Origin of the sequence: Pseudomonas sp. B20, from assembly GCF_020515755.1 — a bacterium.
Classification (GTDB): Bacteria; Pseudomonadota; Gammaproteobacteria; order Pseudomonadales; family Pseudomonadaceae; genus Aquipseudomonas; species Aquipseudomonas syringae.
Map to the genome: position 1 here is coordinate 82,727 of NZ_JAHPJG010000018.1, position 24,333 is coordinate 107,059.

Annotated in this window: 22 protein-coding genes; 12 read left to right on the top strand and 10 right to left on the bottom strand. The window is 60.1% G+C overall.

The genetic code is table 11. The features are described from left to right. Positions 1 to 59 precede the first annotated feature (59 nt). Both LIX91_RS17890 and LIX91_RS17895 read left to right on the top strand, forming a co-directional pair. Positions 60 to 347, top strand: coding sequence for a DUF2782 domain-containing protein (locus LIX91_RS17890; RefSeq protein ID WP_003414082.1), 288 nt, complete (start codon positions 60 to 62; stop codon positions 345 to 347). Between the two features lie 36 nt (positions 348 to 383). After that, positions 384 to 1,334: a homoserine kinase gene (locus LIX91_RS17895; RefSeq protein WP_024665687.1), complete on the top strand. Its 951-nt coding sequence runs from the start codon at positions 384 to 386 to the stop codon at positions 1,332 to 1,334. 125 nt (positions 1,335 to 1,459) lie between these two features. Here the strand turns inward: LIX91_RS17895 and znuA are convergent, their stop codons facing one another. Continuing rightward, on the bottom strand, positions 1,460 to 2,401 hold the full coding sequence (gene znuA / locus LIX91_RS17900; protein WP_003414087.1) for a zinc ABC transporter substrate-binding protein ZnuA: 942 nt from the start codon (positions 2,399 to 2,401) through the stop codon (positions 1,460 to 1,462). 67 nt (positions 2,402 to 2,468) lie between these two features. On the opposite strand from znuA, the gene LIX91_RS17905 reads away from it, so the two are divergent. Genes LIX91_RS17905 through LIX91_RS17920 form a run of 4 tightly spaced genes read left to right on the top strand, consistent with a single transcriptional unit; the run spans position 2,469 to position 5,272 of the window. Next, complete coding sequence (locus tag LIX91_RS17905; RefSeq protein ID WP_057407288.1) at positions 2,469 to 2,951, top strand: Fur family transcriptional regulator; 483 nt, start codon at positions 2,469 to 2,471, stop codon at positions 2,949 to 2,951. Further along, complete coding sequence (gene znuC, locus LIX91_RS17910) at positions 2,951 to 3,736, top strand: zinc ABC transporter ATP-binding protein ZnuC (RefSeq protein WP_226488878.1); 786 nt, start codon at positions 2,951 to 2,953, stop codon at positions 3,734 to 3,736. Before LIX91_RS17905 ends, znuC begins: the two co-directional genes overlap by 1 nt. Next, positions 3,729 to 4,517: a zinc ABC transporter permease subunit ZnuB gene (znuB, locus tag LIX91_RS17915; RefSeq protein WP_226488879.1), complete on the top strand. Its 789-nt coding sequence runs from the start codon at positions 3,729 to 3,731 to the stop codon at positions 4,515 to 4,517. Before znuC ends, znuB begins: the two co-directional genes overlap by 8 nt. 38 nt (positions 4,518 to 4,555) lie before the next feature. Continuing rightward, positions 4,556 to 5,272: a PA5502 family lipoprotein gene (locus LIX91_RS17920; RefSeq protein WP_003414093.1), complete on the top strand. Its 717-nt coding sequence runs from the start codon at positions 4,556 to 4,558 to the stop codon at positions 5,270 to 5,272. Between the two features lie 328 nt (positions 5,273 to 5,600). Here LIX91_RS17920 and katE read toward each other — a convergent pair whose 3' ends face one another. After that, positions 5,601 to 7,751, bottom strand: coding sequence for a catalase HPII (gene katE / locus LIX91_RS17925; protein WP_226488880.1), 2,151 nt, complete (start codon positions 7,749 to 7,751; stop codon positions 5,601 to 5,603). A gap of 307 nt (positions 7,752 to 8,058) precedes the next feature. Here katE and LIX91_RS17930 point away from each other — a divergent pair, with 307 nt between their 5' ends. Genes LIX91_RS17930 through LIX91_RS17940 form a run of 3 tightly spaced genes read left to right on the top strand, consistent with a single transcriptional unit; the run spans position 8,059 to position 10,565 of the window. Continuing rightward, the gene (locus tag LIX91_RS17930; RefSeq protein ID WP_003414095.1) at positions 8,059 to 9,066 is read left to right on the top strand and encodes a methionine ABC transporter ATP-binding protein; all 1,008 of its coding nucleotides are present in this window, start codon (positions 8,059 to 8,061) and stop codon (positions 9,064 to 9,066) included. Then, complete coding sequence (locus tag LIX91_RS17935; RefSeq protein ID WP_003317371.1) at positions 9,066 to 9,740, top strand: methionine ABC transporter permease; 675 nt, start codon at positions 9,066 to 9,068, stop codon at positions 9,738 to 9,740. The genes LIX91_RS17930 and LIX91_RS17935 overlap by 1 nt, the downstream gene beginning before the upstream one ends. Positions 9,741 to 9,791: 51 nt before the next feature. Beyond that, the gene (locus tag LIX91_RS17940) at positions 9,792 to 10,565 is read left to right on the top strand and encodes a MetQ/NlpA family ABC transporter substrate-binding protein (protein ID WP_046236104.1); all 774 of its coding nucleotides are present in this window, start codon (positions 9,792 to 9,794) and stop codon (positions 10,563 to 10,565) included. A gap of 245 nt (positions 10,566 to 10,810) precedes the next feature. Here LIX91_RS17940 and LIX91_RS17945 read toward each other — a convergent pair whose 3' ends face one another. After that, positions 10,811 to 11,443: an SCO family protein gene (locus tag LIX91_RS17945; RefSeq protein WP_226488881.1), complete on the bottom strand. Its 633-nt coding sequence runs from the start codon at positions 11,441 to 11,443 to the stop codon at positions 10,811 to 10,813. A 63-nt stretch (positions 11,444 to 11,506) separates the two neighbouring features. Then, positions 11,507 to 12,001, bottom strand: coding sequence for a cytochrome c oxidase assembly protein (locus LIX91_RS17950; RefSeq protein ID WP_032702542.1), 495 nt, complete (start codon positions 11,999 to 12,001; stop codon positions 11,507 to 11,509). A gap of 279 nt (positions 12,002 to 12,280) precedes the next feature. Between LIX91_RS17950 and LIX91_RS17955 the strand changes: the two genes are divergently transcribed. Beyond that, entirely contained in the window at positions 12,281 to 12,931 is a 651-nt protein-coding gene (locus tag LIX91_RS17955) for a hypothetical protein (protein ID WP_100073311.1), read from the top strand. 120 nt (positions 12,932 to 13,051) lie between these two features. Here LIX91_RS17955 and LIX91_RS17960 read toward each other — a convergent pair whose 3' ends face one another. From LIX91_RS17960 to LIX91_RS17980, 5 genes are all read right to left on the bottom strand, one after another. Continuing rightward, complete coding sequence (locus LIX91_RS17960) at positions 13,052 to 14,584, bottom strand: SulP family inorganic anion transporter (RefSeq protein ID WP_003392495.1); 1,533 nt, start codon at positions 14,582 to 14,584, stop codon at positions 13,052 to 13,054. Positions 14,585 to 14,688: 104 nt separating this feature from the next. Then, positions 14,689 to 15,429: a carbonic anhydrase gene (locus LIX91_RS17965; RefSeq protein WP_003414103.1), complete on the bottom strand. Its 741-nt coding sequence runs from the start codon at positions 15,427 to 15,429 to the stop codon at positions 14,689 to 14,691. 207 nt (positions 15,430 to 15,636) lie between these two features. Then, positions 15,637 to 16,695, bottom strand: a complete 1,059-nt coding sequence (locus LIX91_RS17970; protein ID WP_003414105.1) for a PA0069 family radical SAM protein — start codon at positions 16,693 to 16,695, stop codon at positions 15,637 to 15,639. Positions 16,696 to 16,815: 120 nt separating this feature from the next. Further along, a complete protein-coding gene (elbB, locus tag LIX91_RS17975) occupies positions 16,816 to 17,484 on the bottom strand; it encodes an isoprenoid biosynthesis glyoxalase ElbB (protein WP_226488882.1) in 669 nt (222 codons plus the stop codon). A 201-nt stretch (positions 17,485 to 17,685) separates the two neighbouring features. Continuing rightward, positions 17,686 to 18,348 carry a DedA family protein gene (locus LIX91_RS17980; RefSeq protein ID WP_032697621.1) on the bottom strand — a complete coding sequence of 221 codons (663 nt, stop codon included), beginning with the start codon at positions 18,346 to 18,348 and terminating at the stop codon, positions 17,686 to 17,688. Between the two features lie 231 nt (positions 18,349 to 18,579). Between LIX91_RS17980 and hemB the strand changes: the two genes are divergently transcribed. Next, positions 18,580 to 19,590 carry a porphobilinogen synthase gene (gene hemB / locus LIX91_RS17985; protein WP_003317357.1) on the top strand — a complete coding sequence of 337 codons (1,011 nt, stop codon included), beginning with the start codon at positions 18,580 to 18,582 and terminating at the stop codon, positions 19,588 to 19,590. Between the two features lie 16 nt (positions 19,591 to 19,606). Then, positions 19,607 to 21,817, top strand: a complete 2,211-nt coding sequence (gene ppk1 / locus LIX91_RS17990) for a polyphosphate kinase 1 (protein WP_003341573.1) — start codon at positions 19,607 to 19,609, stop codon at positions 21,815 to 21,817. On the opposite strand, the gene ppx is transcribed toward ppk1, so the two are convergent. Further along, positions 21,804 to 23,306: an exopolyphosphatase gene (gene ppx / locus LIX91_RS17995; protein WP_032697643.1), complete on the bottom strand. Its 1,503-nt coding sequence runs from the start codon at positions 23,304 to 23,306 to the stop codon at positions 21,804 to 21,806. The genes ppk1 and ppx overlap by 14 nt on opposite strands. Positions 23,307 to 24,333 lie beyond the last annotated feature (1,027 nt).

Here is a 24,333-nt window from a genome sequence, read left to right on the forward strand (position 1 = left end):
TTTCGGCGGGGTCGGCGCTAGAATGCGCGAACCATTGACGACAAAGGGACAAGGTTATCATGCGCAAGGTAAATCGACTGATATTGACCGGGCTGTTGGCCTTTTGCCCTTTGCTCGCTGTTGCAGCAGAAGATCCACCTTCAGCGGCGCCGGACGTGACGATTCGCACTGACGGTGACAGAACCATTAAGGAGTACCGCCAGAACGGCTTTCTGTATGCGATTAAAATCACCCCGAAACGCGGCAAACCCTATTTTCTGGTGCGCGCCGATGGTACAAGCCCCAATTTCATTCGTTCGGACCAACCGGACATGCTGATCCCGGAGTGGAAAATATTCGAATGGTAACAACCTACTTTCACTTTAATTGCTGGCAGTTTTGACATGTCCGTTTTTACCCCGTTGGCCCGGCCCGAGCTGGAAACATTTCTCGCCCCTTACGGGCTCGGCCGTCTGCTTGACTATCAGGGCATCGCTGCCGGTAGTGAAAACACCAATTACTTCATCAGCCTGGAGCAGGGCGAGTTCGTGCTGACGCTGGTCGAGCGCGGCCCGGTTCAGGAGATGCCGTTCTTCATCGAGCTGCTCGACGTGCTGCATGAGGCCGATCTGCCGGTGCCTTATGCGCTGCGCACCACCGACGGTCAGGCGCTGCGCGAGCTGGCAGACAAACCGGCGCTGTTGCAGCCGCGTCTGCCGGGCAAGCACATCAGTGAGCCGAACACCCAGCACTGTGTGCAGATTGGCGAGTTGCTGGCCAACCTGCATCTGGCGACCCGCGGGCAGATCGTCGAGCGCAAGACTGATCGCGGCCTGGACTGGATGCTGAATGAGGGGCGCAATTTTCTGTCGCACCTGGGCGAGACTCAGCGAGCGCTGCTTGAAAAGAGCCTTCAGGAGATCGAGGCGTTCAAGCCGCAGATCATGGCGCTGCCGCGCGCCAATCTGCATGCCGATCTGTTCCGCGACAACGTGCTGTTCGAAGGGACGCACCTGACCGGGTTGATCGATTTCTACAATGCCTGCTCGGGTCCGATGTTGTACGACCTGGCGATTGCCCTGAACGATTGGTGTTCCCGGGAAAACGGTCAGCTCGACGCTGTTCGCGCGCGCGCCTTGCTGGGTGCCTATGCGGGCTTGCGACCGTTCACGGCTGCGGAGTCGAAGCTGTGGGCGATCATGTTGCGTATCGCTTGTGTGCGTTTCTGGCTGTCACGTTTGATCGCCGCCGAAACCTTCGCCGGGCAGGATGTGCTGATTCATGATCCTGCGGAGTTCGAGCGCCGCCTGGCCGAGCGCCAGGAAGCGCACATTGCATTGCCGTTTGCGCTCTGAGACCAGACCTGTCTCGGCAAGTCTGAGCTAGTTGGGCGGTTGACTATCGTTCCCATGCTCCGCGTGGGAATGCCGTTCGTGACGCTCCGCGTCACACAGCAGTGCTGCTATGTGGGCGGTTGCAGTCAGAGACTGCTCAGGCAGCCCGCCAAATCATCAGCCAGCTTTTGCAGTACTTGCTCGTAACCCTGCGCGGTGGCCGGGGTGTAGCCGCCCAGTCCGTCCAGTTCGGCCAGTTTGACCGGCAGGCCGGCGCTCAGGGTTTCGGCCAGGCGCGGGCGCAGGGGTGGTTCGCTGAATACGCAGGTCTTGCCTGCAGCTTTCAGGCGTTCGCGCATGGCGGCGACGTGCTGGGCGCCGGGCTGGATTTCGGCGGCGATGGCGAATACGCCGGCATGCTTGAGCCCATAGGCCTCTTCGAAATAATCGAAGGCCTCGTGGAACACGAAGTAGGGCTTGCCTGCCACTGCGCTGACACGCTGCTTGATACGAGCGTCCAGCGTATCGAGACGTTTGCTGAAGGCCTCGGCATTGCTGGTGTAGCGTGTTGCATTGGCAGGGTCGGCAGCGCTCAGGTCAGCGGCCATTTTTGCGGCGATCACTCGCGCGTTGACGGTCGACAGCCACAGGTGCGAATCGAGACTGCCTGGCCGGTGGTCGTGGTCATGTTCATCTGCGTCGTTGTCGTGATCATGCTCGTGGTCATCATGCGAGGCGTTGTCTTCGCCAAAGTGACGCAAATGCATGCCCGGCAGCGTCTGTACGGCAACCGCAGGCAGTTTGCGGCCCTGAAGGACGCGCGGCAGGAAGGTTTCCATGTCCGGGCCGATCCAGTAGAGCAACTCGACTTCCTGTACACGCCGTACGTCGGATGGGCGCAGCGCGTAGTTATGCGGTGAGGCACCCGGTGGCAGAAGCACTTCCGGTGTACCGACGCCATCCTGTACAGCCGCCGCAATCAGCTGCAGAGGCTTGATACTGGTCAGCACTCGGACCTCGGCCTGAGCAGGGGCGATGATCAGCAGGCTGACCCAGAAAACAGCAGCAAGATTTAAAAGACGGCGCACTCGAATCACTCATATCAGCCAGGAACGGGTAACATAATAACGTCTCTAGCCAATATCGTCGCTGCTCATGCCCAATACTCCCCTGGCCAGTCGCCCCCATGACCACTCTCACTGCGTGCATTCGGCCCTCGCCGAAGCCGATGCGCTGTGCGCCAGACAGGGTCTGCGCCTGACCACCTTGCGCCGTCGCGTGCTGGAACTGGTCTGGCAAAGCCACAAGCCGCTGGGTGCCTACGACATCCTTGCGGTGCTGAGTGATGAAGACGGGCGCCGTGCGGCCCCGCCAACCGTTTACCGTGCGCTGGATTTCCTCCTGGAAAACGGTCTGGTGCACCGGATTGCCTCGCTCAACGCCTTCACTGGCTGCAACCACCCCACCCACGCGCATCAGGGCCAGTTCCTGATTTGCCGCCTGTGTCATGCGGCGATCGAGCTGCAGCACCCGGCCATCAGCAATGCCGTGGTCGATGCCGCCGCAGGCGTCGGCTTCGCGGTCGAAGGCCAGACGGTCGAGATCGTCGGCGTGTGCGCTGGCTGCAAGGCCGCTTGATGTCGGATGCATTGATACGTCTGGAGAAGGTCGCCGTGACGCTTTCCGGGCAAAACGTCCTGGATGACATCCAGTTGAGCGTCAAACCCGGCGAGATCGTCACCCTGATCGGCCCCAACGGTGCGGGCAAGACCACGCTGGTGCGTGCGGTGCTGGGGCTGCTCAAGCCCGACTCCGGTAGCGTCTGGCGCAAGCCGAAGTTGCGTGTCGGCTACATGCCGCAAAAGCTGCATGTGGACCAGACTCTGCCGCTGTCGGTGCTGCGTTTCCTGCGTCTGGTTCCCGGTGTGGATCGCACCGCCGCAGCGTCGGCGCTGGAAGAAGTCGGCGCCGGAAAGGTCATCGATAGCCCGATTCAGGGTATTTCCGGTGGCGAGATGCAGCGTGTTCTGCTGGCCCGCGCGTTGTTGCGCAAGCCTGAGTTGCTGGTCCTCGACGAACCGGTGCAGGGTGTCGACGTAGCCGGACAGGCCGAGCTGTACAGCCTGATTACCCGGCTGCGCGACCGCCACCAGTGTGGCGTGCTGATGGTTTCCCATGATCTGCATCTGGTCATGAGCACCACCGATCAGGTGGTGTGCCTGAACCGTCACGTCTGCTGCTCCGGGCATCCCGAGCAGGTCAGCCATGACCCGGCCTTTGTCGAGCTGTTCGGCAACAATGCGCAGAGCCTGGCGATTTATCACCACCATCACGACCACGCCCATGATCTGCATGGCGCGGTGGTGAATGACGCTGCTACCTCTCACACTCACGTTCACGGAGACAGCTGCAAGCATGGCTGATTTTCTACTGTATGCCTTGCTCGCAGGCGTTGCTCTGGCCGTGGTCGCTGGCCCGCTGGGATCATTCGTGGTCTGGCGGCGCATGGCGTATTTCGGTGACACACTGTCCCACGCCGCGCTGCTCGGCGTCGCACTGGGCTTCCTGCTGGATATCAGCCCGACCATCGCTGTCACGGTCGGCTGCCTGCTGCTGGCGGTGTTGCTGGTCACGTTGCAGCAGCGTCAGCCGCTGGCCTCGGACACGCTGCTGGGGATTCTGGCGCCAAGCACCTTGTCGCTGGGGCTGGTGGTGCTCAGTTTCATGCATGAAGTGCGCATCGACCTGATGGCCTACCTGTTCGGCGATCTGCTGGCCATCAGCCCGGCTGATCTGGGCTGGATTCTGGGCGGCAGCACGTTGGTGCTGGTGCTGATCGTCGCGCTGTGGCGCCCACTGCTGGCAATGACCGTGCATGAAGAACTGGCGCGGGTCGAAGGCCTGCCGGTTGCTACACTGCGCATGACGCTGATGCTGCTGATCGCCGTGGTGATCGCGGTCGCGATGAAAATCGTCGGTGTGCTGCTGATTACGTCGCTGTTGATCATCCCGGCGGCTGCGGCACAGCGTCACGCCCGTTCGCCGGAGCAAATGGCGCTGGGCGCGAGCCTGTTGGGCGTGATAGCCGTGTGTGCCGGGCTATCATTGTCCTGGTTCAAGGACACCCCCGCCGGACCGTCTATAGTGGTATCCGCTGCGGCGTTGTTCTTGCTCAGCTTTGTTCTACCCAGGCGAGGGGTGTAGACTTGCTCGTTTTTTGCGCAAACTAGAGAATCGCAGGAATGAAGCCGTTCGCCCCACGCTATCTGCTGCTTGTCGCATTTTCCATCCTGCTGGGTGCCTGCCAGAGTGCGCCCACTGTCGAGACGCCTGCCTCCGAGGCTCAGCCTGACGCGTTCGCTCAGCTCGAGCAGAACATCGCCGGCAATGAGCTGGCAACCGCCGAGGATCAATTGGCGGCGTTGCAGGCTGCCAATCCTGCCGACATCCGTCTGGAGCCCTTTCAACGTCGACTGGCCGAAGCTTATCTGAGCCGCAGCCAGATCAGCCTGCAGAAGGGTGACATGAACGCGGCGGCCTCTGCGCTGAGCCGTGCACGCGCCCTGATGCCCAAGGCACCGGCGCTGACCAGCGGCGTCAACGGCGCCATTGCCCATGCGCGCAAGGCCGAGCTGGAAAAAGCCGAAGCGGATTTGAAGGCGGCCGAGGCCAGAAGGGTTGCCAAGCTGATTGATCCGTCGGCAGAAAGCACGACGATTGAACTCAAGATCGGCGATATGCGTGCACTACGTCGCCAACTGGACGATATCGCAGCCGATACCGTAGCGTTCAACTGCGAAGTGCTGATGGTGGTGCCGCGCACTGAAGACTATCCGTGGCTGGCGACGTTGCTGACCAAGCGAGTGGTCAAGACCAATCCGGATTTCGAACTGCAATTGCGTCGCCAGATCGAGCGCAATGAAAAAGCGCAGATCATCCTGACACCAGCCAAGTCCTGAGTCGATCCTTGATCTGCTCTTGATTCTGGCCGAAGGCCGTGGGAGCGAACTTGTTCGCGAAAGGGCCGTTACATCCGCTGAGTATGTATCGCCCGGAATAGCGCTTTCTCAAACAAGCAAAGCGTCGCTCGGTTCTCTCGGATGCCTGCGGTCAGAAACCCCATTTCGTGTGCTCATCGAGATGATGTATCACGATTAGCGTGCCGAACTGCATTCCCACGCGGAGCCTAAAGAACGAGAAGTGTAGGGGAGTCTATGCGGGGGGGGGCGAGAGCGTCCAGAAAGGCGCCCCCACGCCGGAGCGTGGGAGCGATGTAGCAGCGTCAGATCAAGCCGGAACAGCCTTGGCTTTCACTTCACGATCCCACACACGGTGCTGAGCAATCGCGTGGAAGAACGCTTTGAACGATTTGCTATCGGACACTTCCAGCAGCCCGGCATCTTCTTCCAGGCGTAGCAGGCTCAACAGCTCTTTGGCTTCCCCGGCAAAGGAGATGGCCTTGAGGTGCTTGTAGGCTTCGAGGATGAAGTGCAATGCCACGCCGTCGCCTTTCAGCGCTTCGATCGAAGCCTTGCCACCCGGCACGAAGACTGCGTCGAACGCGACCGAAGGCAGGCCTTCAGCCGATGCGTCCACTGGCAGGCTCTTGCCGTCAGCTGTCTTGACCGGTGCGGAAGTTGGGCCCAGTACCTTGGCATGTGCGCCTTTGGCAGTCAGCTCGGCTTTCATGGCTTCGACCGCTTTGCCGTCGACGCCGTCAGCCACCAGAATGGCAACCTTGCGCGAAACGATATCGCCAGACAGCAGGTTGACCTGGCTCAGCGCCGGCGACTCTTTGACCGACGTCTGACGCGCAGGCACGGTACCGGCAGTCGGTGCTGGCAAGCCGAGGTTGGCGGCCACACGCTTGGCCAGCTCCAGATCGATGTTGGCCAGAATCTCGTTGACCTGACGGGCACGAATGTACTCGCGCTCGACCTTGCCCAACTCGAAGCTGTAGGCCGCGATGATGTGCTCTTTCTCGTGGTGGCTCATGCTCTGGAAGAACAGGGTGGCCTGCGAGAAGTGGTCGCCGAACGATTCGCTGCGCTCACGCACCTTGTGCGCTTCAACACGCTCAGGGTAGGTCTCGAAGCCGCCATCTACCGGGCCGGCAGGGGTTTCTTTCGGCCAGCCGCCATCGATCGAGTTCGGCTCGTAGGACGCGCGGCCCTTGTCGATAGTGGTGCGATGCTGTGCGTCACGCTGACCGTTGTGGTTCGGCGCAATCGGACGGTTGATCGGGATTTCGTGGAAGTTCGGCCCACCCAGACGGCTGATCTGCGTGTCGGTGTAGGAGAACAGGCGACCTTGCAGCAGCGGGTCGTTGGAGAAATCGATACCCGGCACGATATGGCCCGGGCAGAAGGCAACCTGCTCGGTTTCGGCGAAATAGTTGTCCGGGTTACGGTTCAAGACCATCTTGCCCAGCGGGGTTACCGGCACCAGCTCTTCCGGGATGATCTTGGTCGGATCGAGCAGGTCGAAGTCGAACGTGTGCTCGTCCTCCTCGGCAACGATCTGTACACCCAGTTCCCATTCCGGGTAGTCGCCCATCTCGATGGACTCCCACAGGTCGCGGCGGTGGAAATCGGTGTCCTTGCCGGCGAGCTTCTGTGCTTCGTCCCAGACCAGCGAGCACACGCCGAACTTGGGCTTCCAGTGGAACTTCACGAAGCTCGACTTACCTTCGGTGTTGATGAAGCGGAAGGTGTGGATACCAAAGCCCTGCATGGTGCGCAGGCTTTTCGGGATCGCACGGTCGGACATGGTCCACAGCACCATGTGCGCGGATTCCGGCACCAGCGAGACGAAGTCCCAGAAGGTGTCGTGAGCCGAGCCGCCCGTCGGGATTTCGTTATGCGGCTCGGGTTTCACCGCGTGCACGAAGTCAGGAAACTTGATGGCGTCCTGAATGAAGAACACCGGCATGTTGTTGCCCACCAGGTCGAAGTTGCCTTCGTCGGTGTAGAGCTTGACGGCAAAGCCACGCACGTCACGCACGGTGTCGCCCGAGCCGCGTGGGCCCTGAACGGTGGAGAAACGCACGAACACCGGGGTCTTCTTGCCCGGATCACGCAGGAAGCCTGCTTTACTCAGGGCGCCATGGTCTTCGTAAGTCTGGAAATAGCCATGTGCTGCAGTACCGCGAGCATGGACGATACGCTCCGGAATACGCTCATGGTCAAAGTGCGTGATCTTTTCACGCATGATGAAGTCTTCGAGCAGCGATGGGCCGCGGCTGCCGACTTTCAGGGTGTTCTGGTTATCGGAAATCTTGACACCGTGATTGGTGCGCAGGGCCTGCTGGGTCGCGTCCGAGCGAAACTGCTCGATACTTTCCAGCTTCTCGTTGGTATTGCCGCGGTCCAGGGTGTCGGTGCCTGCCATTTCGCTCTTGGGCGTTTGGGTTACAGGTGGTGCTTTCTTGCTAGCCATCAGAGACTCCTTATCTCGCCCCAATCATTGAGTTGGGTTCGCTGATTACGACTTCCCTGGCGTAAGCGGGAAATCACGGTATCCAAGAAGTGACCGGAGCAAAAAACAGCCGTTCCTTTTATTTTCGGCATACGCTCACCAACGGTCGTGTTATGCCCATTGCACAGGACAGCCGGTAAATAAATGCTAAGCACAGCGGGCCGGACAGGCTAAAATGCGCGCCCGGCTTTATCCGGCCGAGGTAACGAAGCAGGTGGCGCTCTAGCCACTGCGCTGATTTTTTAACGCGCCCCACAAGGTTCGCTCCGTGATCGAGTTTCATAACGTCCACAAAACCTATCGGGTGGCAGGCAAGGAAATACCGGCCCTGCACCCCACCAGCCTGCGCGTCGACAGCGGCCAGGTGTTCGGCATCATCGGCCACTCCGGCGCGGGCAAAAGTACCCTGCTGCGCCTGATCAACCGCCTGGAAACCCCGAGTGGTGGACAGATCGTGGTCGATGGCGAAGACGTCACTGCGCTCGATGCCAATGGCCTGCGCCGCTTCCGCCAACAGGTCGGGATGATTTTTCAGCACTTCAATCTGCTGGCGTCCAAAACCGTGGCCGACAACGTCGCCATGCCGCTGACCCTGGCAGGCGATATGCCGCGCAAGCAGATCGACCAGCGCGTGGCCGAGTTGCTGGAGCGGGTCGGCCTGTCCGATCACGCCAAAAAGTACCCGGCACAACTGTCGGGCGGCCAGAAGCAGCGCGTTGGCATCGCCCGCGCACTGGCCACCAAGCCGAAAATTCTGTTATGCGATGAAGCCACCAGCGCACTGGACCCGCAGACCACTGCGTCGGTCTTGCAACTGCTGGCCGAGATCAATCGTGAGCTGAAGCTGACCATCGTGCTCATCACCCATGAAATGGACGTGATTCGTCGCGTCTGCGATCAGGTGGCCGTGATGGACGCCGGGGTGATTGTCGAGCACGGCAAGGTCGCTGATGTGTTTCTGCATCCACAACACCCGACGACCAGGCGCTTTGTGCAGGAAGACGAGCAGGTCGACGAAAACGAGCAGCGTGACGACTTCGCTCACGTTCAAGGCCGTATCGTGCGTCTGACGTTTCAGGGCGAGGCCACCTACGCGCCGTTGCTCGGCACCGTGGCGCGGGAAACCGGCGTCGATTACAGCATCCTCGCCGGTCGTATCGACCGCATCAAGGACACCCCTTACGGGCAGCTGACGCTGGCCATCACCGGCGGCGACATGGACGCCGCCTTCGCGCGCTTCACCGCCGCTGATGTTCATATGGAGGTGCTGCGCTGATGGACGCTTTCCTGAACCTGTTTTCCAATGTCGACTGGTACGAGATCTGGGTGGCCACTGGCGACACGCTGATCATGCTCGGTGTATCGCTCGGTTTCACCATCCTGCTCGGCCTGCCGCTGGGCGTGCTGATGTTTCTCACCTCGCCGCGTCAGTTGCTGGAGCACAAGCAGCTGTATGCGACGGTCGGGGTGATCGTCAACATGCTGCGCGCGCTGCCGTTCATCATCCTGCTGATCGTGATGATGCCGCTGACCGAGATCATTACCGGCACATCACTGGGCATCCTCGGCACGTTGCCGCCGCTGATCGCCGGCGCCACGCCGTTCTTTGCGCGCCTGGTAGAGACCGCCTTGCGCGAGGTGGACCGCGGCATCATCGAAGCCACGCAGGCCATGGGCGCAACGACTCGGCAGATCATCGTCAAGGCGCTGCTGCCCGAGGCGCGGCCGGGCATTCTGGCAGCGATCACGGTGACCGCCATTGCGCTGGTGTCGTTCACGGCCATGGCCGGTGCCGTGGGCGCTGGCGGGCTGGGCGACCTGGCGATCCGTTATGGTTATCAACGCTTCCAGAACGATGTGATGTTCGTGACGGTCGTATTGTTGCTGGTGCTGGTGCAGATTCTGCAGACCATCGGCGACAGACTGGTCGCGCATTTCACACATCGTTGATCGAACCCGTTGGTATCGGCCCGTCTCGCACGGGCCCAAAGGAGTTGTTGCATGAAAAAACTATTGGCCATATTCGCCGCTGTCACCGCCTTGTCCGCGCAAGCCAACGAAACCCTGACCGTCGCGGCCTCTGCCGTGCCGCACGCCGAGATCCTCGAGTTCGTCAAACCGACCCTGGCCAAAGAAGGCGTGGATTTGAACATCAAGGTGTTCAATGACTACATTCAGCCTAACGTGCAGGTGTCGCAGAACCGTATGGACGCGAACTTCTTCCAGCACCAGCCATATCTGGATGAGTTCAACAAGGGCAAAGGTACTGATCTGGTGGCCGTGGCCAAGGTGCACATCGAGCCTTTCGGCGCTTACTCGGACAAGCTCAAGACGCTGGCAGACCTGCCCAATGGTGCCAACGTCGCGCTGCCCAATGACGCCACCAACGAAGGCCGCGCCTTGCTGCTGTTGGCCAAGGCCGGTCTGATCACCCTGAAGGAGCCGGACAACATTCTGTCCAAGCCTTCGGATGTCGTGAATAACCCGAAAGACCTGAAATTCCGTGAACTGGAAGCCGCTACGCTGCCCCGCGTGCTGACTCAGGTCGATCTGGCGCTGATCAACACCAACTATGCTTTGAGCGCCAAGCTCGATCCGACCAAGGACGCGCTGATCATCGAAGGTGCCGATTCGCCCTACGCGAACATTCTGGTGGCCCGCCCGGACAACAAGGACTCGGACGCGATGAAGAAGCTGGTCGCCGCCTTGCAAAGCCCGGAAGTGAAAACATTCCTGGCCGAGAAGTACAAAGGCGCTGTGGTTCCGGCGTTCTGATCTGATCGCGACCTGCGGTTCTCGCGCCAATGCTCTGCGTCCCTTGCGACGCAGAGCATCGGGCTGCATTCTGGAGCACTCTATCGCTCCCACGCTCTGCGCTCATAGTTATACATGCGTGTCGTGGGAGCGAGCTTGCTCGCGAAGAGGCCGGTAAAGCCTCCAGAAAATAGAGCGTTTGGACCAAGTCTTCGTGAGCAACGCGGATCGCTGCCCCGGTCACTCTCGCAGGAATCTCACAGGTCCTAATCCCTTTCCAGCAGCCCCGGCAATTGCTTCACCAGCTTCTGATTGTTCAGCGGTGCGCGGATAAAGCCTCGCTGCGTACCATCCGGGCCGATCAAAGCCAGGTTACCGCTGTGATCGACGAAGTAGTTCGGTTTACTAGTGTCTGCGGGAATGAACGGAATGCTCACCGCATTGGCCAGTGTCTGAATATCAGCGACAGGTGCCGTCAGGCCGATGTACTGCGGGTCGAAGTAGCCCAGGTACTGCTTGAGCTGCTGCGGCGTGTCGCGGTTCGGATCGACGCTGACCAGTACCACCCGCATACGCTTGACTGTCTCTTCGGGCAGATCGGCCCTGATCTGCTTGATCTGCGCCAGCGTCGTGGGGCAAATGTCCGGGCAGAAGGTGTAGCCGAAGAACATCAGCGTCCATTGGTCTTTCAAGCCATCAAGCGCTATAGCCGCGCCGTTCTGGTCGGTCATGCTCAGGGCTGGCAATTGGCGGCTTTTGGGGAGCAGCACAATACCCGCGTCGTTGAGTGCCGCCTGGTCCTGGGAGCTGCGGCCAGGCAGCACCTGACTGAGGATCACGCCCAGAATCAGGGCGACGATGGCGGCAGCAATGAAAACGGCTTTCTGGGTACGGGTCATGGTGTCAGCGCGAGTCGTGATCGGCGTAAGGCCGGGGATGATGGCCTATATTGCGCACCGAGCCTAGCGCGTGGTGACATCGAACAGCGTATAAGCCAGCGTCAGACTTTTTACATCGTCGGGCAGGTCACGGTCGACGATGAAGCGCACCGGCATCTCGATGCGCTCGCCCGGTTGCAATGTCTGTTGGGTGAAGCAGAAGCATTCGGTCTTGTGAAACCACGCTGCCGCCTTTACAGGCGAAATACCCGGTACGGCCTGGGCTTGCATCGGCCTGTCGGTCGGGTTCTGCGCGATGAAGATCATCTCGTTGACCGCACCGGGGTGGACCTGCATCTGGCGGGACTGCGGGTAGAACGCCCAGGTCATCCCGGCCGCGTTGCTGGCAGTGAACTGCACCTCGACCTGACGCGAAGCGTCCTGACCCTGCACGCCGGTCCTGCCATGTCCGGTCAGCACGCCGTAGAGCGACGGCAATGCCAATCCGCACATCAGCATGATCACTATTAAACACGTCAAACGCAGAACGAGCCGTTTGGACAAAAGAGGCTGGCTCATGCGTGGCTCACTTTTTATGTCGGACCGCGTGTCGAAAGAGCTGCGGGCGACTTCAGAGTAGCCTGCTTATGCAAAACGCGAGCTGCAGCGCGTCCGCATAGCCGGGCACGGCAGCCGGCTTTGGTCAGAAATTGAGCAAAAGATATCTTGATATAGCCGAAATATCTAAATGTGAGTCGCATATAGCAAAACCGTCTTAGGCGGTTAGTTAAGCAAGCTAACGTATGACTCTTCATCAACCAACCACGGGGTCTGACGCCTCAAGGAGTGCCAGCAGCCATGAACACCGCCGCATTGCGCGAGCAGATACAACTAGCCCATCAACATGAGGCCCGGACCGGCCACTTGCTGCAACAGTTGGAACAAAAGCTCCCACATCTTCATCCCGCCATTCACCTGCCGGAAGTCGACGCGAAAGACGTACTGACGCGTTTCGTCACGGCCTATATCGATCTGGTCCCCGATCTGCTGGACGCTGCTCATGAGGTCGCGCTGCAAGCCGGGATCGAAGGGCAGATCAAGCCGGTGCTGAAAATCGCCGAGCATTTTTTCGCGGCCCCGCCTTCCATCATGAATGGGCACGAAGGCCTGGAAAGCCTGTTGGACGAGGCTTATCTGGCCCACCGGCTGGTCGAGGAAGTGAATGACCTGTACATCAAGCATTTCGGTCAGCCGCTGATACCGTCCAATACCACGGTTGCCAGCGTGATCGCCCACCAGTTGATCGGCGAGCAATTTGCCAACCAGCTGGACGAAGCGGTGCACCATGCTGTCGATGAATTGCTTGATGAGGAGAGTTTCGCGCTGGACTCGGTCGAGGCCTATCGCGAGAAGCTGATCAGCCCTGCAACGGGGGCGGCCTGGCAGCGCTGGCCAAGCCTGTCACGGCAATTGGGCGTCGGCCTGGAGCTGGAGCGCTCCGCGGTCTGATTCAGAGGCCCGAATCACTGTCTTCGCCGGCAATGGAAGGAGCCGGATATCGCTCCGCTGCTACGCGAAGACCCATCCGGCTCCCATGTTTCCGGGGCTGTGATAACAGGGCCGCGACTATCAGGCGGCGCCCGAGCCGATCCCCGTTGTCGTGTAGATCCGCCCTTCAAGACGACGCTTCAAGCCACGCGATTCGATCAGCAACCGGGTGCCATGAGCGGCATTGGAACGACCCCATTCTTCCAGCAGTTCCAGACACGAGTGGTCGATGTAGGACAGATTGCCCAACGGTACATGCACCGTGCTGCCCTGCGGGATAGTGCCCAGTGCCTGAGTCAGCGCCGGTACCTTGAGGAAGGTTGCGGCACCGACCAAACGCAGCTCGAATTCCTTCTCGCCCGCCAGTTCGACCACATTGATCTTCAGACGCGAAGCCTTGAACGCCAGCTTCACCAGAGTCAGGCCGAAACCGACCAGTACACCGGTCAGCAGGTCGGTGAAGATGATCGCAATGGCAGTTGCCGCATAGGTGAACATCGGCATCCGGCCATAGCGGCCCAGACCGCGAAACGCCTTCAGATCGACCAGCTTCAGACCGGTGTAGACCAGCACGCCAGCCAGACTCGCGACCGGAATGCTCTGCAGTACGCTCGACAGCAGCAACACGAACGCCAGCAGCCACAGGCCGTGGAAGATCGTCGAGAAGCGCGTGGTAGCACCGGCCTGGACATTGGCCGAGCTGCGTACGATAACGCCGGTCATCGGCAACGCACCGAGCAGGCCGCAGAGCATGTTGCCCACGCCTTGAGCGCTGAGTTCCTTGTCGAAGTCCGAACGCTGGCCGCTGTGCATGCGGTCAACCGCCGAGGCGGAAAGCAGCGTTTCGGCACTGGCGATGAAGGCTACGACGATCGCGGCAACCAGAATGGCCGGATCGGCCAGATTCATCAGGTCGGCCGGGCGAAGCCAGTCGATGGCGTCGGCCAGGTTGTCAGGTACTTCGACACGCTTGACCTGCAAGGCCATGAACAGGCTGATGCCGGTGGCGATGCCCACGCCCAGCAGCGCGCCGGGTACGAAGCGCAAGGACTGCGGACGGAGTTTTTCCCAGCCCCACATGATCAGCATGGTGCCCAGGCCGAGCATACCGGCCTGCATGCCGGTGCCGGGTCCGAAGGCCTGGATCAGTGTGGAAGGGAAGGCGATCAGATTGTCCAGCCCGGAGGGTTTGGGACCGCTGTCGAACATCACGTGTGCCTGTGACAGTACGATCAGCACACCGATACCGGCGAGCATGCCATAGACCACCGCAGGTGCCGTGACGCGGAACCAGCAGCCAAGCTTGAATCGACCTGCCAGCAGCTGAAGCAGTCCGGCGAGTACCAGAATAGGACCCAGCATGGCCATGCCGTGCTCGCGCACCACTTCAAAAACCAGTACTGCCAGACCGGCTGCGGGACCGCTGACCTGCAACGGCGAACCGGCTATCCAGCCGACTATCAGCCCGCCCACGATGCCGGTGATCAGACCTTTTGCCGGAGGCATGCCGGATGCAATGGCGATCCCCATGCACAGCGGCAGGGCGACCAGGAACACGACCACGGAAGCGAGCAGCTCCCGGGGTAAAGCGGTTTTCAATGCTGTAATACCCATGACGCTTCTCCGGGATTCTTCAGACGAGGCAAGACGGGCGACGCGCATCCTGCGCAGTCGCCATCAGCTGATTAAGAAGGGCTTGCCGTCAGTCGGACTGGTGATCAGTCGGCTGAAAAGCGTGCTTTCGGTGAAGCCATCGGCGTCGGTCCCGTACCGTCGAGCGGTATGAAACGATCGAGCTCGGCGTCATAAGCCAGGATCTCGCTGGTTTCGATGCTGTAGACCCAGCCGTGAATGAACAATTGGCCACTGGCCATTTTCGCTGCGACCGAAGGGTGGGTGCGCAGGTGTTGCAACTGGGAAATCACGTTTTCCTGAGTCAGGACCTGCATGGTTTCCAGTTCGCCGCTGCAGCTGCAGTTCTGCTCGACCACCGTGCGGGCAACCTCGGCATGGCGCAACCAGGCTTTTACCGTAGGCATCTTGTCCAGGCTGTCAGGGTTGAGCACTGCGCGCATGGCGCCGCAGTCAGAGTGTCCGCAAACGATGATGTGCTGCACGCCCAGTGCAACCACTGCGTATTCCAGAGCGGTGGACACGCCGCCATTCATCTGGCCATACGGCGGTACGACGTTGCCGACGTTACGCGTGACGAACAGGTCGCCTGGCGAACTTTGGGTAATCAATTCGGGCACGATGCGCGAGTCGGCGCAGGTGATGAACATGGCCCGTGGCGATTGGGCAGTCGCCAGCTTCTTGAACAGTTCTTCCTGCTGGGGGAAGACCTCTTTACGGAAATGTACAAAGCCATCGACGATATGTTTCAACGCTACGTCGGCGCTGTCTGAATGGCTTGATGTGCTGGACGACGTAGCCGAATGCTGTTTACCGATGTCTGTCATGTCTTCACCCTCTCTGACGAATTGATGTGGATTCTTCATGCCTGTTTGACCAGAGCCGGATGTGATCCCTCTCTGAAGGGCATCACGAACAAATCCCTTGAGCGCTATCGCTGATGACACTCCGAGTTACAGACTAATCGCCGAAGCTTAAACGAAACTGAATGCGATGGCTCTGGGACGCGGGTTTGCACGATAGTACCAAGTTCGTCACAGCAGCGACATTTGCCCTCCCGGCGGACAAAACGCATCGCAATCGAGTGCAAATCCACCCCGTTTGTTCAATCCGAGTCGTTTGATTGCCAAGGCATAGCGTTGAGCCAGCAGGTCGGCAAACGGTCCTTCGCCACGCATTCGAGAACCAAACGTGCTGTCGTACACGGCTCCGCCGCGACTTTGACGAATCAGACTCATGACATGCTCGGCGCGTTGCGGGTAATGCGTCTTCAGCCACTCGTCGAACAGCGGTGCGACTTCCAGCGGCAGGCGCAGCATCACGTAGCTGGCGCTCAAGGCGCCCGCAGCTTTCGCTTCGCTCAGCAGTGCCTCCAGCTCGCTGTCGTTGATCATCGGGATCATCGGCGCACACAGCACACCGACCGGGACCCCCGCCTGACGCAATACCCGAATGGCCCGCAGGCGAGCCTTGGGCGCTGCGGCCCTGGGTTCGAGGATGCATTTGAGCTCGTCATCCAGCGTCGTCAGGCTGATGAACACCGACACCAGCCGCAGCCTGGCCATTTCTGCCAGCAGATCCAGATCGCGCAGGATCAGCGAGCCTTTGGTAATGATGCTGACCGGATGCCGATAACGCAGTAACACCTCCAGTGTCGCCCGGGTGATGCGGTACTCACGCTCGATCGGCTGGTAAGGGTCGGTATTGGCCCCGAGGGTGATGGGCGCGCAGCGGTAGCCGGGTTTGGACAGTTGTTGCTCGAGCAGCGCCGCCGCGTTGGTCTTGGCGATCAGCTTGGTCTCGAAGTCCAGGCCCGGCGACATGTCCCAGTAGGCGTGGCTGGGTCTGGCGAAACAATAGATGCAGCCGTGCTCGCAGCCCCGGTAAGGGTTGATCGACCTGTCAAAAGGGATATCCGGCGAGCTGTTGCGGGTAATGATGCTTTTGGCTGTTTCGCTGGTGACCTGAGTACCTTGCGTAAGCGGCACTTCCTGATACCAGCCATCGTCTTCGGCCACCGACTGACTGGGCGCGAAGCGGTTATGCGGATTGCTGGCAGTACCTCGGCCACGAACCGGATAGAGGCTGGACATCTGGCATTACTCATATACTGTTCATGCATACAGTACAGCATAAAGCCCGGGTGGATCACCATGGCCGGCCTGCAAAACACCGCTCGCCTGACGGGCGGTGTTTTGCAGGCGGGGCGACGGTCAGGCATCGCCCTCGTGAGTCAGCTCCAGCACGCGGTCAACCAGCTTGTTGATGCCCGAGGCCGCCTCGCTGATGCTCTTGGCGACCATATAGGCAGGTGTGCTGACCAGTTTTCGCGCTTCGTCCTCGACGATGTCATCGACGGCGCATTCCGCATGGCTGCCACCCATTTTGGTGATGGCCGCAGCGGTTTCAGGGTCGCTGCCGATGGTGCAGGTCACGCCGGGCCCATAGATCTTGGCTGCGAGTGCCGGGGTGATGCAGATCAGCCCGACCGGTTTACCGGCTTCGGCAAACGCCTCGGCGAGCTCCAGCAATCCCGCTTCGACCTGGCAGGCCGGACCTTGCAGGGCAAGGTCGGAAAGGTTCTTTGCCGAGCCGAAGCCGCCCGGGATGATCAGGGCGTCAAAGTCTTCGACATTTGCTTCGCGGATGTCCTTCACTTCGCCCCGTGCAATGCGCGCAGACTCGACCAGCACATTGCGCGACTCGGGCATTTCCTCACCGGTCAGGTGATTGATGACGTGATGCTGAGTGATGTCGGGCGCGAAGCACTGAACCTGCGCACCGCGCTGATCCAGACGCAACAGGGTGAGAACGCTTTCGTGGATCTCGGCACCGTCGTAGACGCCACAGCCGGAGAGGATTACAGCCACTTTTTTCTGCATCGATTTCGGCTCCTTGTGCTCGATCAACCTGAGGCTTGTTTTAATTTGTCTGTTCAGTTGATCGTTTTGCGGGCCGAGTGTTCAGTTGAGGCATCGTCGGCGGTGCAAAGCCGACTGCGCACGAGGTGCACGGGGAGGGCGGTGATCGCGCTGTCGCCGAGCGAGGCCTGTCAGCCTGGCTCGGGAGAGGTACGGGGGAGTTTATTCGTCGGATTTTTTCGTCAGATCGACCGGTACGGTGACCGGCGTTTCCAGGTCGGAGGCCGCTGCCGATGCGCAGAAGCGGCTTTTTTCTTCACGCTCTTCACGGGCGATACGGGCGTTCTTGATGCGTCTGCGTATCCACAGGGCCAGCCCCAGCAGAACCAGCGCCCCCAGCACCCAGAGTTCATATTTCTTGACGTTACCCAGCAAGCCTTCGAGCACCGCGCCGAAGTGGTAAGCAGCCGAACCCAGCGCCGCAGCCCAGACAGCCGCGCCGATACCGTTCAGCAGAAGATAACGCCCGGGTGGATAACCCGACAGGCCGATGGCCACGGGCATGACCGTTCGCAGGCCGTACACGAAGCGGAAGCCCAATACCCAGATGTCCGGGTGCTTGCGGACCAGTCGTAGCGCCTTGTCGCCCATGAGTTGCCAGCGAGGCTTGCGCGCCAGAAGCTTGCGGCCGTGCTTGCGCCCCATGAAATACCACAACTGGTCGCCCGCATAACTGCCAAAAAAGGCCACAAGGATGACGATGTTGAGGTCCATGTATCCGCGGAACGCCAGGAATCCGGCAAGAACCAGAATGGTCTCGCCTTCAAAAAAGGTGCCGAGGAACAGGGCAAAGTAGCCGAATTCGTTCAAGAAATTCTGGAGCATTGTCTGGATGCTGGCGAAATGAACGCGCAGCCTAACGCGCCCAAGGCAATCATGAAAGTGTCCATATGTGTCTCGACGTTAAAGATTCTTGCAACCACAATGGTCGTATCCCCTTTAAGGCCGTGACCGCGATGTGCAGTCGCAGGTCGAACCATGACTGTCACACATTGGTCATAATGGCGGCTTATAACTGTCGCGCTTGCCCGCGTAAGCGGGCTCAGGAGTCTCGCCGTGAGCTTTACCCCCGCTAACCGCCTGTTTCCTCTCACTCGTCTGCGCCGTAATCGCCGCGACGACTTTTCCCGTCGGCTGGTGCGTGAAAACGTTGTCACTGTCGACGATCTGATTCTTCCCGTATTTGTTCTCGATGGTGAAAACCGTCGTGAATCCATCGCCTCGATGCCTGGCGTCGAGCGCTTGAGCGTTGATCTGTTGCTCAAGGAAGCCGAGCACTGGGTCGCACTGGGTATCCCTGCGCTGGCGCTGTTCCCGGTGACACCGCCGGAAAAGAAATCCCTCGACGGTGCCGAAGCCTGGAACCCGGACGGCATCGCCCAGCGCGCGACCCGCGCCCTGCGTGACCGTTTCCCGGAGCTGGGCGTCATCACTGATGTGGCGCTGGACCCGTTCACCACGCATGGTCAGGACGGCATCCTCGACGAAGAGGGCTACGTTCAGAACGACATCACTGTCGACGCGCTGGTGAAGCAGGCGCTGTCGCACGCCGATGCCGGTGCTCAGGTGGTCGCGCCGTCGGACATGATGGACGGTCGCATTCAGGCCATCCGCGAGTCTCTCGAGCTGGCCGGGCATGTGAATGTCAGGATCATGGCCTATTCGGCCAAGTACGCCAGTGCCTACTACGGTCCGTTCCGTGATGCGGTGGGTTCCTCCCTGAATCTGGGCAAGGCCAACAAGGCTTCCTATCAGATGGACCCGGCCAACAGCAACGAGGCACTGCACGAAGTGGCCGCCGACCTTGCCGAAGGCGCCGACATGGTCATGGTCAAGCCAGGCATGCCTTATCTGGACATTCTGTACAGGGTCAAGGATGAGTTCAAAGTGCCGACCTTTGTTTATCAGGTCAGCGGTGAATACGCGATGCACATGGCCGCAATCCAGAACGGTTGGCTGAGTGAAGGGGTGATTCTCGAGTCCCTCACTGCCTTCAAACGCGCCGGCGCCGACGGCATTCTTACCTACTTTGCTGTTCGCGCCGCTCAACTGTTGAAGGGGCAATAGCCTCACAGGAACATTCATGAATACCGAAGCACTCATCGAAGCCGCTGTTCAAGTCGATGTCCCGGAGGCAACACCCGTGGTCGAACCTGACATCGAAGTAATCCCGGCCATCGAGGCACCCGCCGCTGCGGTGCCCGCTATCGTCGCGCCAAACCTGGACGATAGCAGCCTGTATATCCACCGTGAGCTGTCGCAACTGCAGTTCAATATCCGGGTTCTGGAACAGGCGCTCGATGAGTCCTACCCATTGCTGGAGCGGCTGAAGTTTCTGCTGATCTTCTCCAGCAACCTCGATGAGTTCTTCGAGATTCGTGTTGCAGGCCTGAAGAAGCAGATCACCTTTGCCCGCGAACAGGCGGGCGCCGACGGTCTGCAGCCGCATCAGGCGCTGGCCAGGATCAGCGAGCTGGTCCACGGTCATGTGGATCGTCAGTATGCGATCCTCAACGACATTCTGCTGCCGGAGCTGGAGAAACATCAGGTCCGCTTCATTCGCCGCCGTCACTGGACGGCCAAGCTCAAGGCCTGGGTACGACGCTACTTCCGCGACGAGATCGCGCCGATCATCACCCCGATCGGCCTCGACCCGACGCACCCGTTCCCGTTGCTGGTCAACAAGAGCCTGAACTTCATCGTCGAGCTGGAAGGTATCGATGCCTTCGGGCGCGACTCCGGTCTTGCGATCATTCCCGCGCCGCGTCTGCTGCCGCGTGTGATCAAGGTGCCGGAGGAGGTCTGCGGGCCTGGCGATAATTTCGTGTTCCTGTCGTCGATGATCCACGCCCACGCTGACGATCTGTTCCAGGGCATGAAGGTCAAGGGCTGCTACCAGTTCCGCCTGACCCGCAACGCCGACCTGGCGCTGGACTCCGAAGACGTGGAAGACCTGGCGCGCGCACTGCGTGGCGAGCTGTTCTCGCGTCGCTATGGTGATGCGGTACGTCTGGAAGTGGCGGACACCTGCCCGAAACACCTGTCGGATTACCTGCTCAAGCAGTTCAACCTGCACGAGTCCGAGCTGTATCAGGTGAATGGCCCGGTCAACCTGACACGTCTGTTCAGCATCACCGGCCTGGACAGCCACCCCGAATTGCAATACCCGCCGTTCACGCCAGCCATCCCCAAGCTGCTGCAGAACAGCGAAAACGTTTTCAGCGTGGTCAGCAAGCAGGACATCCTGTTGCTGCACCCTTTCGAGTCGTTCACGCCGGTGGTCGACCTGCTGCGCCAGGCGGCAAAAGACCCGCACGTGCTCGCAGTACGCCAGACGCTGTATCGCAGCGGCGCGAACTCGGAAATCGTCGATGCGCTGGTCGATGCCGCGCGTAACGGCAAGGAAGTCACTGCGGTGATCGAGTTGCGTGCGCGTTTCGATGAAGAGTCCAACCTGCAACTGGCCAGCCGTCTGCAGGCCGCCGGTGCCGTGGTGATCTACGGCGTGGTCGGCTTCAAGACCCACGCCAAGATGATGTTGATTCTTCGTCGCGAAGCGGGCGAGATCGTGCGTTATGCGCATCTCGGGACCGGCAACTACCACGCCGGTAACGCACGTCTGTATACCGACTACAGCTTGCTGACCTCCGATGACGCGTTATGCGAAGACGTCGGCAAACTGTTCAGCCAGTTGATCGGCATGGGCAAGACGCTGCGCATGAAGAAGCTGCTGCATGCGCCGTTCACGCTCAAGAAAGGCATGCTCGACATGATCGCCCGCGAGACGCAATTTGCGCTCGATGGCAAACCTGCGCACATCATCGCCAAGTTCAACTCGCTGACCGATCCGAAGATCATCCGGGCGTTGTACAAGGCCAGCCAGTCCGGCGTGCGCATCGATCTGGTGGTGCGCGGCATGTGCTGCCTGCGTCCGGGCATCGCCGGGGTTTCGCACAATATCCATGTGCGCTCGATCATCGGTCGCTTCCTGGAGCACACGCGGGTGTTCTACTTCCTCAACGGCGGAGACGAGCAGATGTTCCTGTCGAGTGCCGACTGGATGGAGCGCAACCTCGACAAGCGCGTCGAGACCTGCTTCCCGGTGGAAGGCAAGAAGTTGATTCTGCGTGTGAAGAAGGAGCTGGAAAGCTACCTGACCGACAACACCCACAGCTGGCTGTTGCAGTCGGACGGGCGTTACGTGCGCAGCACGCCGACCGGCAACCAGAACCCGCGAAGCGCCCAGGCGACCCTTTTGGAGCGCCTGAGCAACCCGGTCCTCAGCGTACGCTGAAGACGATGCCGACTCGGGTCAGCCACTCCGCTTCCAGCGCGAAGTCGGCCTGAGTCAGCTGGTTGTTTTCCAGCCAGCCTTTCGGGAATTCGGCGTCCAGATTCGGGCCGTCGGCACGCAACGTCACACGTGGCATCTCCTGGGTGCCACGAATGTGGTGAAACAGAATCGCAAAACGCAACAGCACGCACAGGCGAATCAGCTTGATGCCTTCATCGCCGAACTCGGCGAACTTGTCCTTGGGAATATTACGGCGATGACCGCGCACCAGCAGTGCGAGCATTTGCTGGTCTTCGCGTGAGAAGCCGGCCAGGTCCGAGTGCTCGATCAGGTACGCGCCGTGCTTGTGGTAGTGATAGTGAGCGATGTCCAGACCGATCTCGTGCACCTTGGCCGCCCAGCTCAGCAGTTCGGCGTAGCTCTCGTGCTGCAACTCCCAGCTCTCGGCAACCTGCTCCAGCGCATGCAGCGCCTTGGCTTCGACGCGTGCGGCCTGTTCCAGATCGACGTGATAACGCTCCATCAGCGAGCTGAGCGTACGCTCACGCACGTCTTCATGATGATGGCGGCCCATCAGGTCATACAGCACGCCTTCACGCAGGGCACCTTCGCAGTGATCCATGCGCTTGAGCTCGAGGGCGTCGAAGATGGCTTCGAGAATCGCCAGGCCTGCGGGGAAAATGGCGCGACGGTCGGGCTTGATGCCGTCAAAGTCGATCTTTTCCACATCACCCAGCTTGAACAGCTTGCGCTTGAGCCAGGCCAGCCCTTCGGCGTTGACCTCGCCAGCGCCGTAACCATTGGCCTTGAGCGCCAGGCCGATAGCACGAATGGTGCCTGACGAACCGATCGCTTCATCCCACTTGAGGCGATGCAGCGCGTGTTCGATGCTCATGATTTCCAGGCGGGCAGCGGTGTAGGCCTGAGCGTACCGGGCCGGTGTCACCTTGCCGTCGCGGAAATAGCGCTGGGTAAAACTCACGCAGCCCATCTGCAGGCTTTCACGCAGCAGCGGCTCGAAGCGCTGGCCGATGATGAATTCGGTACTGCCGCCGCCGATGTCGGCGACCAGACGTTTGCCCGGGGTGTCGGCCAGCGTGTGGGAAACGCCCAGGTAAATGAGGCGCGCTTCTTCGCGGCCGGAAATCACTTCCACCGGGTGGCCGAGGATTTCTTCGGCGCGGTGAATGAAGTCGTTGCGGTTACGCGCCTCGCGCAGGGCGTTGGTGCCCACGATGCGCACCGCACCGAGCGGCAGCCCATTGATCAACTGGGCGAAGCGTTTCAGGCAGTCGAGACCGCGCTGCATGGATTCTTCGGTCAACTGGCGCTCTTCGTCGATGCCAGCGGCCAACTGCACCTTCTCGCCCAGGCGCTCAAGAATGCGAATCTCGCCCTGATTGGCTTTTGCCACAACCATATGAAAGCTGTTGGAGCCCAGGTCGATAGCGGCGATCAGTGAAAAATTCTTGGGTGTTGAGTGCGGCATGGTCAGGAAGTCCGGTTCGATAACCGGACCATCGTGCCACGATCCATGCTTGCCGCCAACGCGAAGCTGTTCAGGCACCGGAAATACCCGGTATTACTCGCGTGCGTGGCGTATGGCTATCAATGCCATGTGACGCAGAGCGTCACCAAAATGCATTGCCACGCTAAAGCGTGCGGAACGAGAGGTATCCCTAAGAACGCCATCGTGTCCATGCGCCGCGCTCAGCGTAATACACAGTCTTCGTGGGAGCGAGCTTGCTCGCGAAGAGGCCGGTGCAGCCCCGGGAAATATGGCGTTTGGACCAACGCCTTCGTGAGCAAGCTCACTCCCACCAAGATTTCTGTCCAGCCCGATACAGCATGTAGCTGTGGCGCGGAGCGTGAGGAACGATAAGTGCCCGCAACATGCTCCGCGCTCAGCGTAATACACAGTCTTCGTGGGAGCGAGCTTGCTCGCGAAGAGGCCGGTGCAGCCCCCGGAGATATGGTGTTTGGACAAACGCCTTCGTGAGCAAGCTCACTCCCACAAAGATTTCTGTCCAGCGTGATGCAGCATGTAGCTGTGACGCGGAGCGTCACGAAATGCATTTCCACACGGAGCGTGAGGAACGATAAGTGCCCGCAACATGCTCCGCGCTCAGCGTAATACACAGTCTTCGTGGGAGCGAGCTTGCTCGCGAAGAGACCGGTGCAGCCCCCGGAGATATGGTGTTTGGACCAACGCCTTCGTGAGCAAGCTCACTCCCACCAAGATTTCTGTCCAGCCCGATACAGCATGTAGCTGTGGCGCGGAGCGTCACGTAATGCAGTCCACGGAGCGTGAGGAACGATAAGTGCCCGCAACATGCTCCGCGCTCAGCGTAATACACAGTCTTCGTGGGAGCGAGCTTGCTCGCGAAGAGGCCGGTGCAGCCCCCGGAGATATGGTGTTTGGACCAAAGTCTTCGTGAGGAAGCTCACGCCCACCAAGATTTCTGTCCAGCCAGACACTGCCGCTTCAGCCCTTTTCCAGGCTCTTCGGGGTTTGT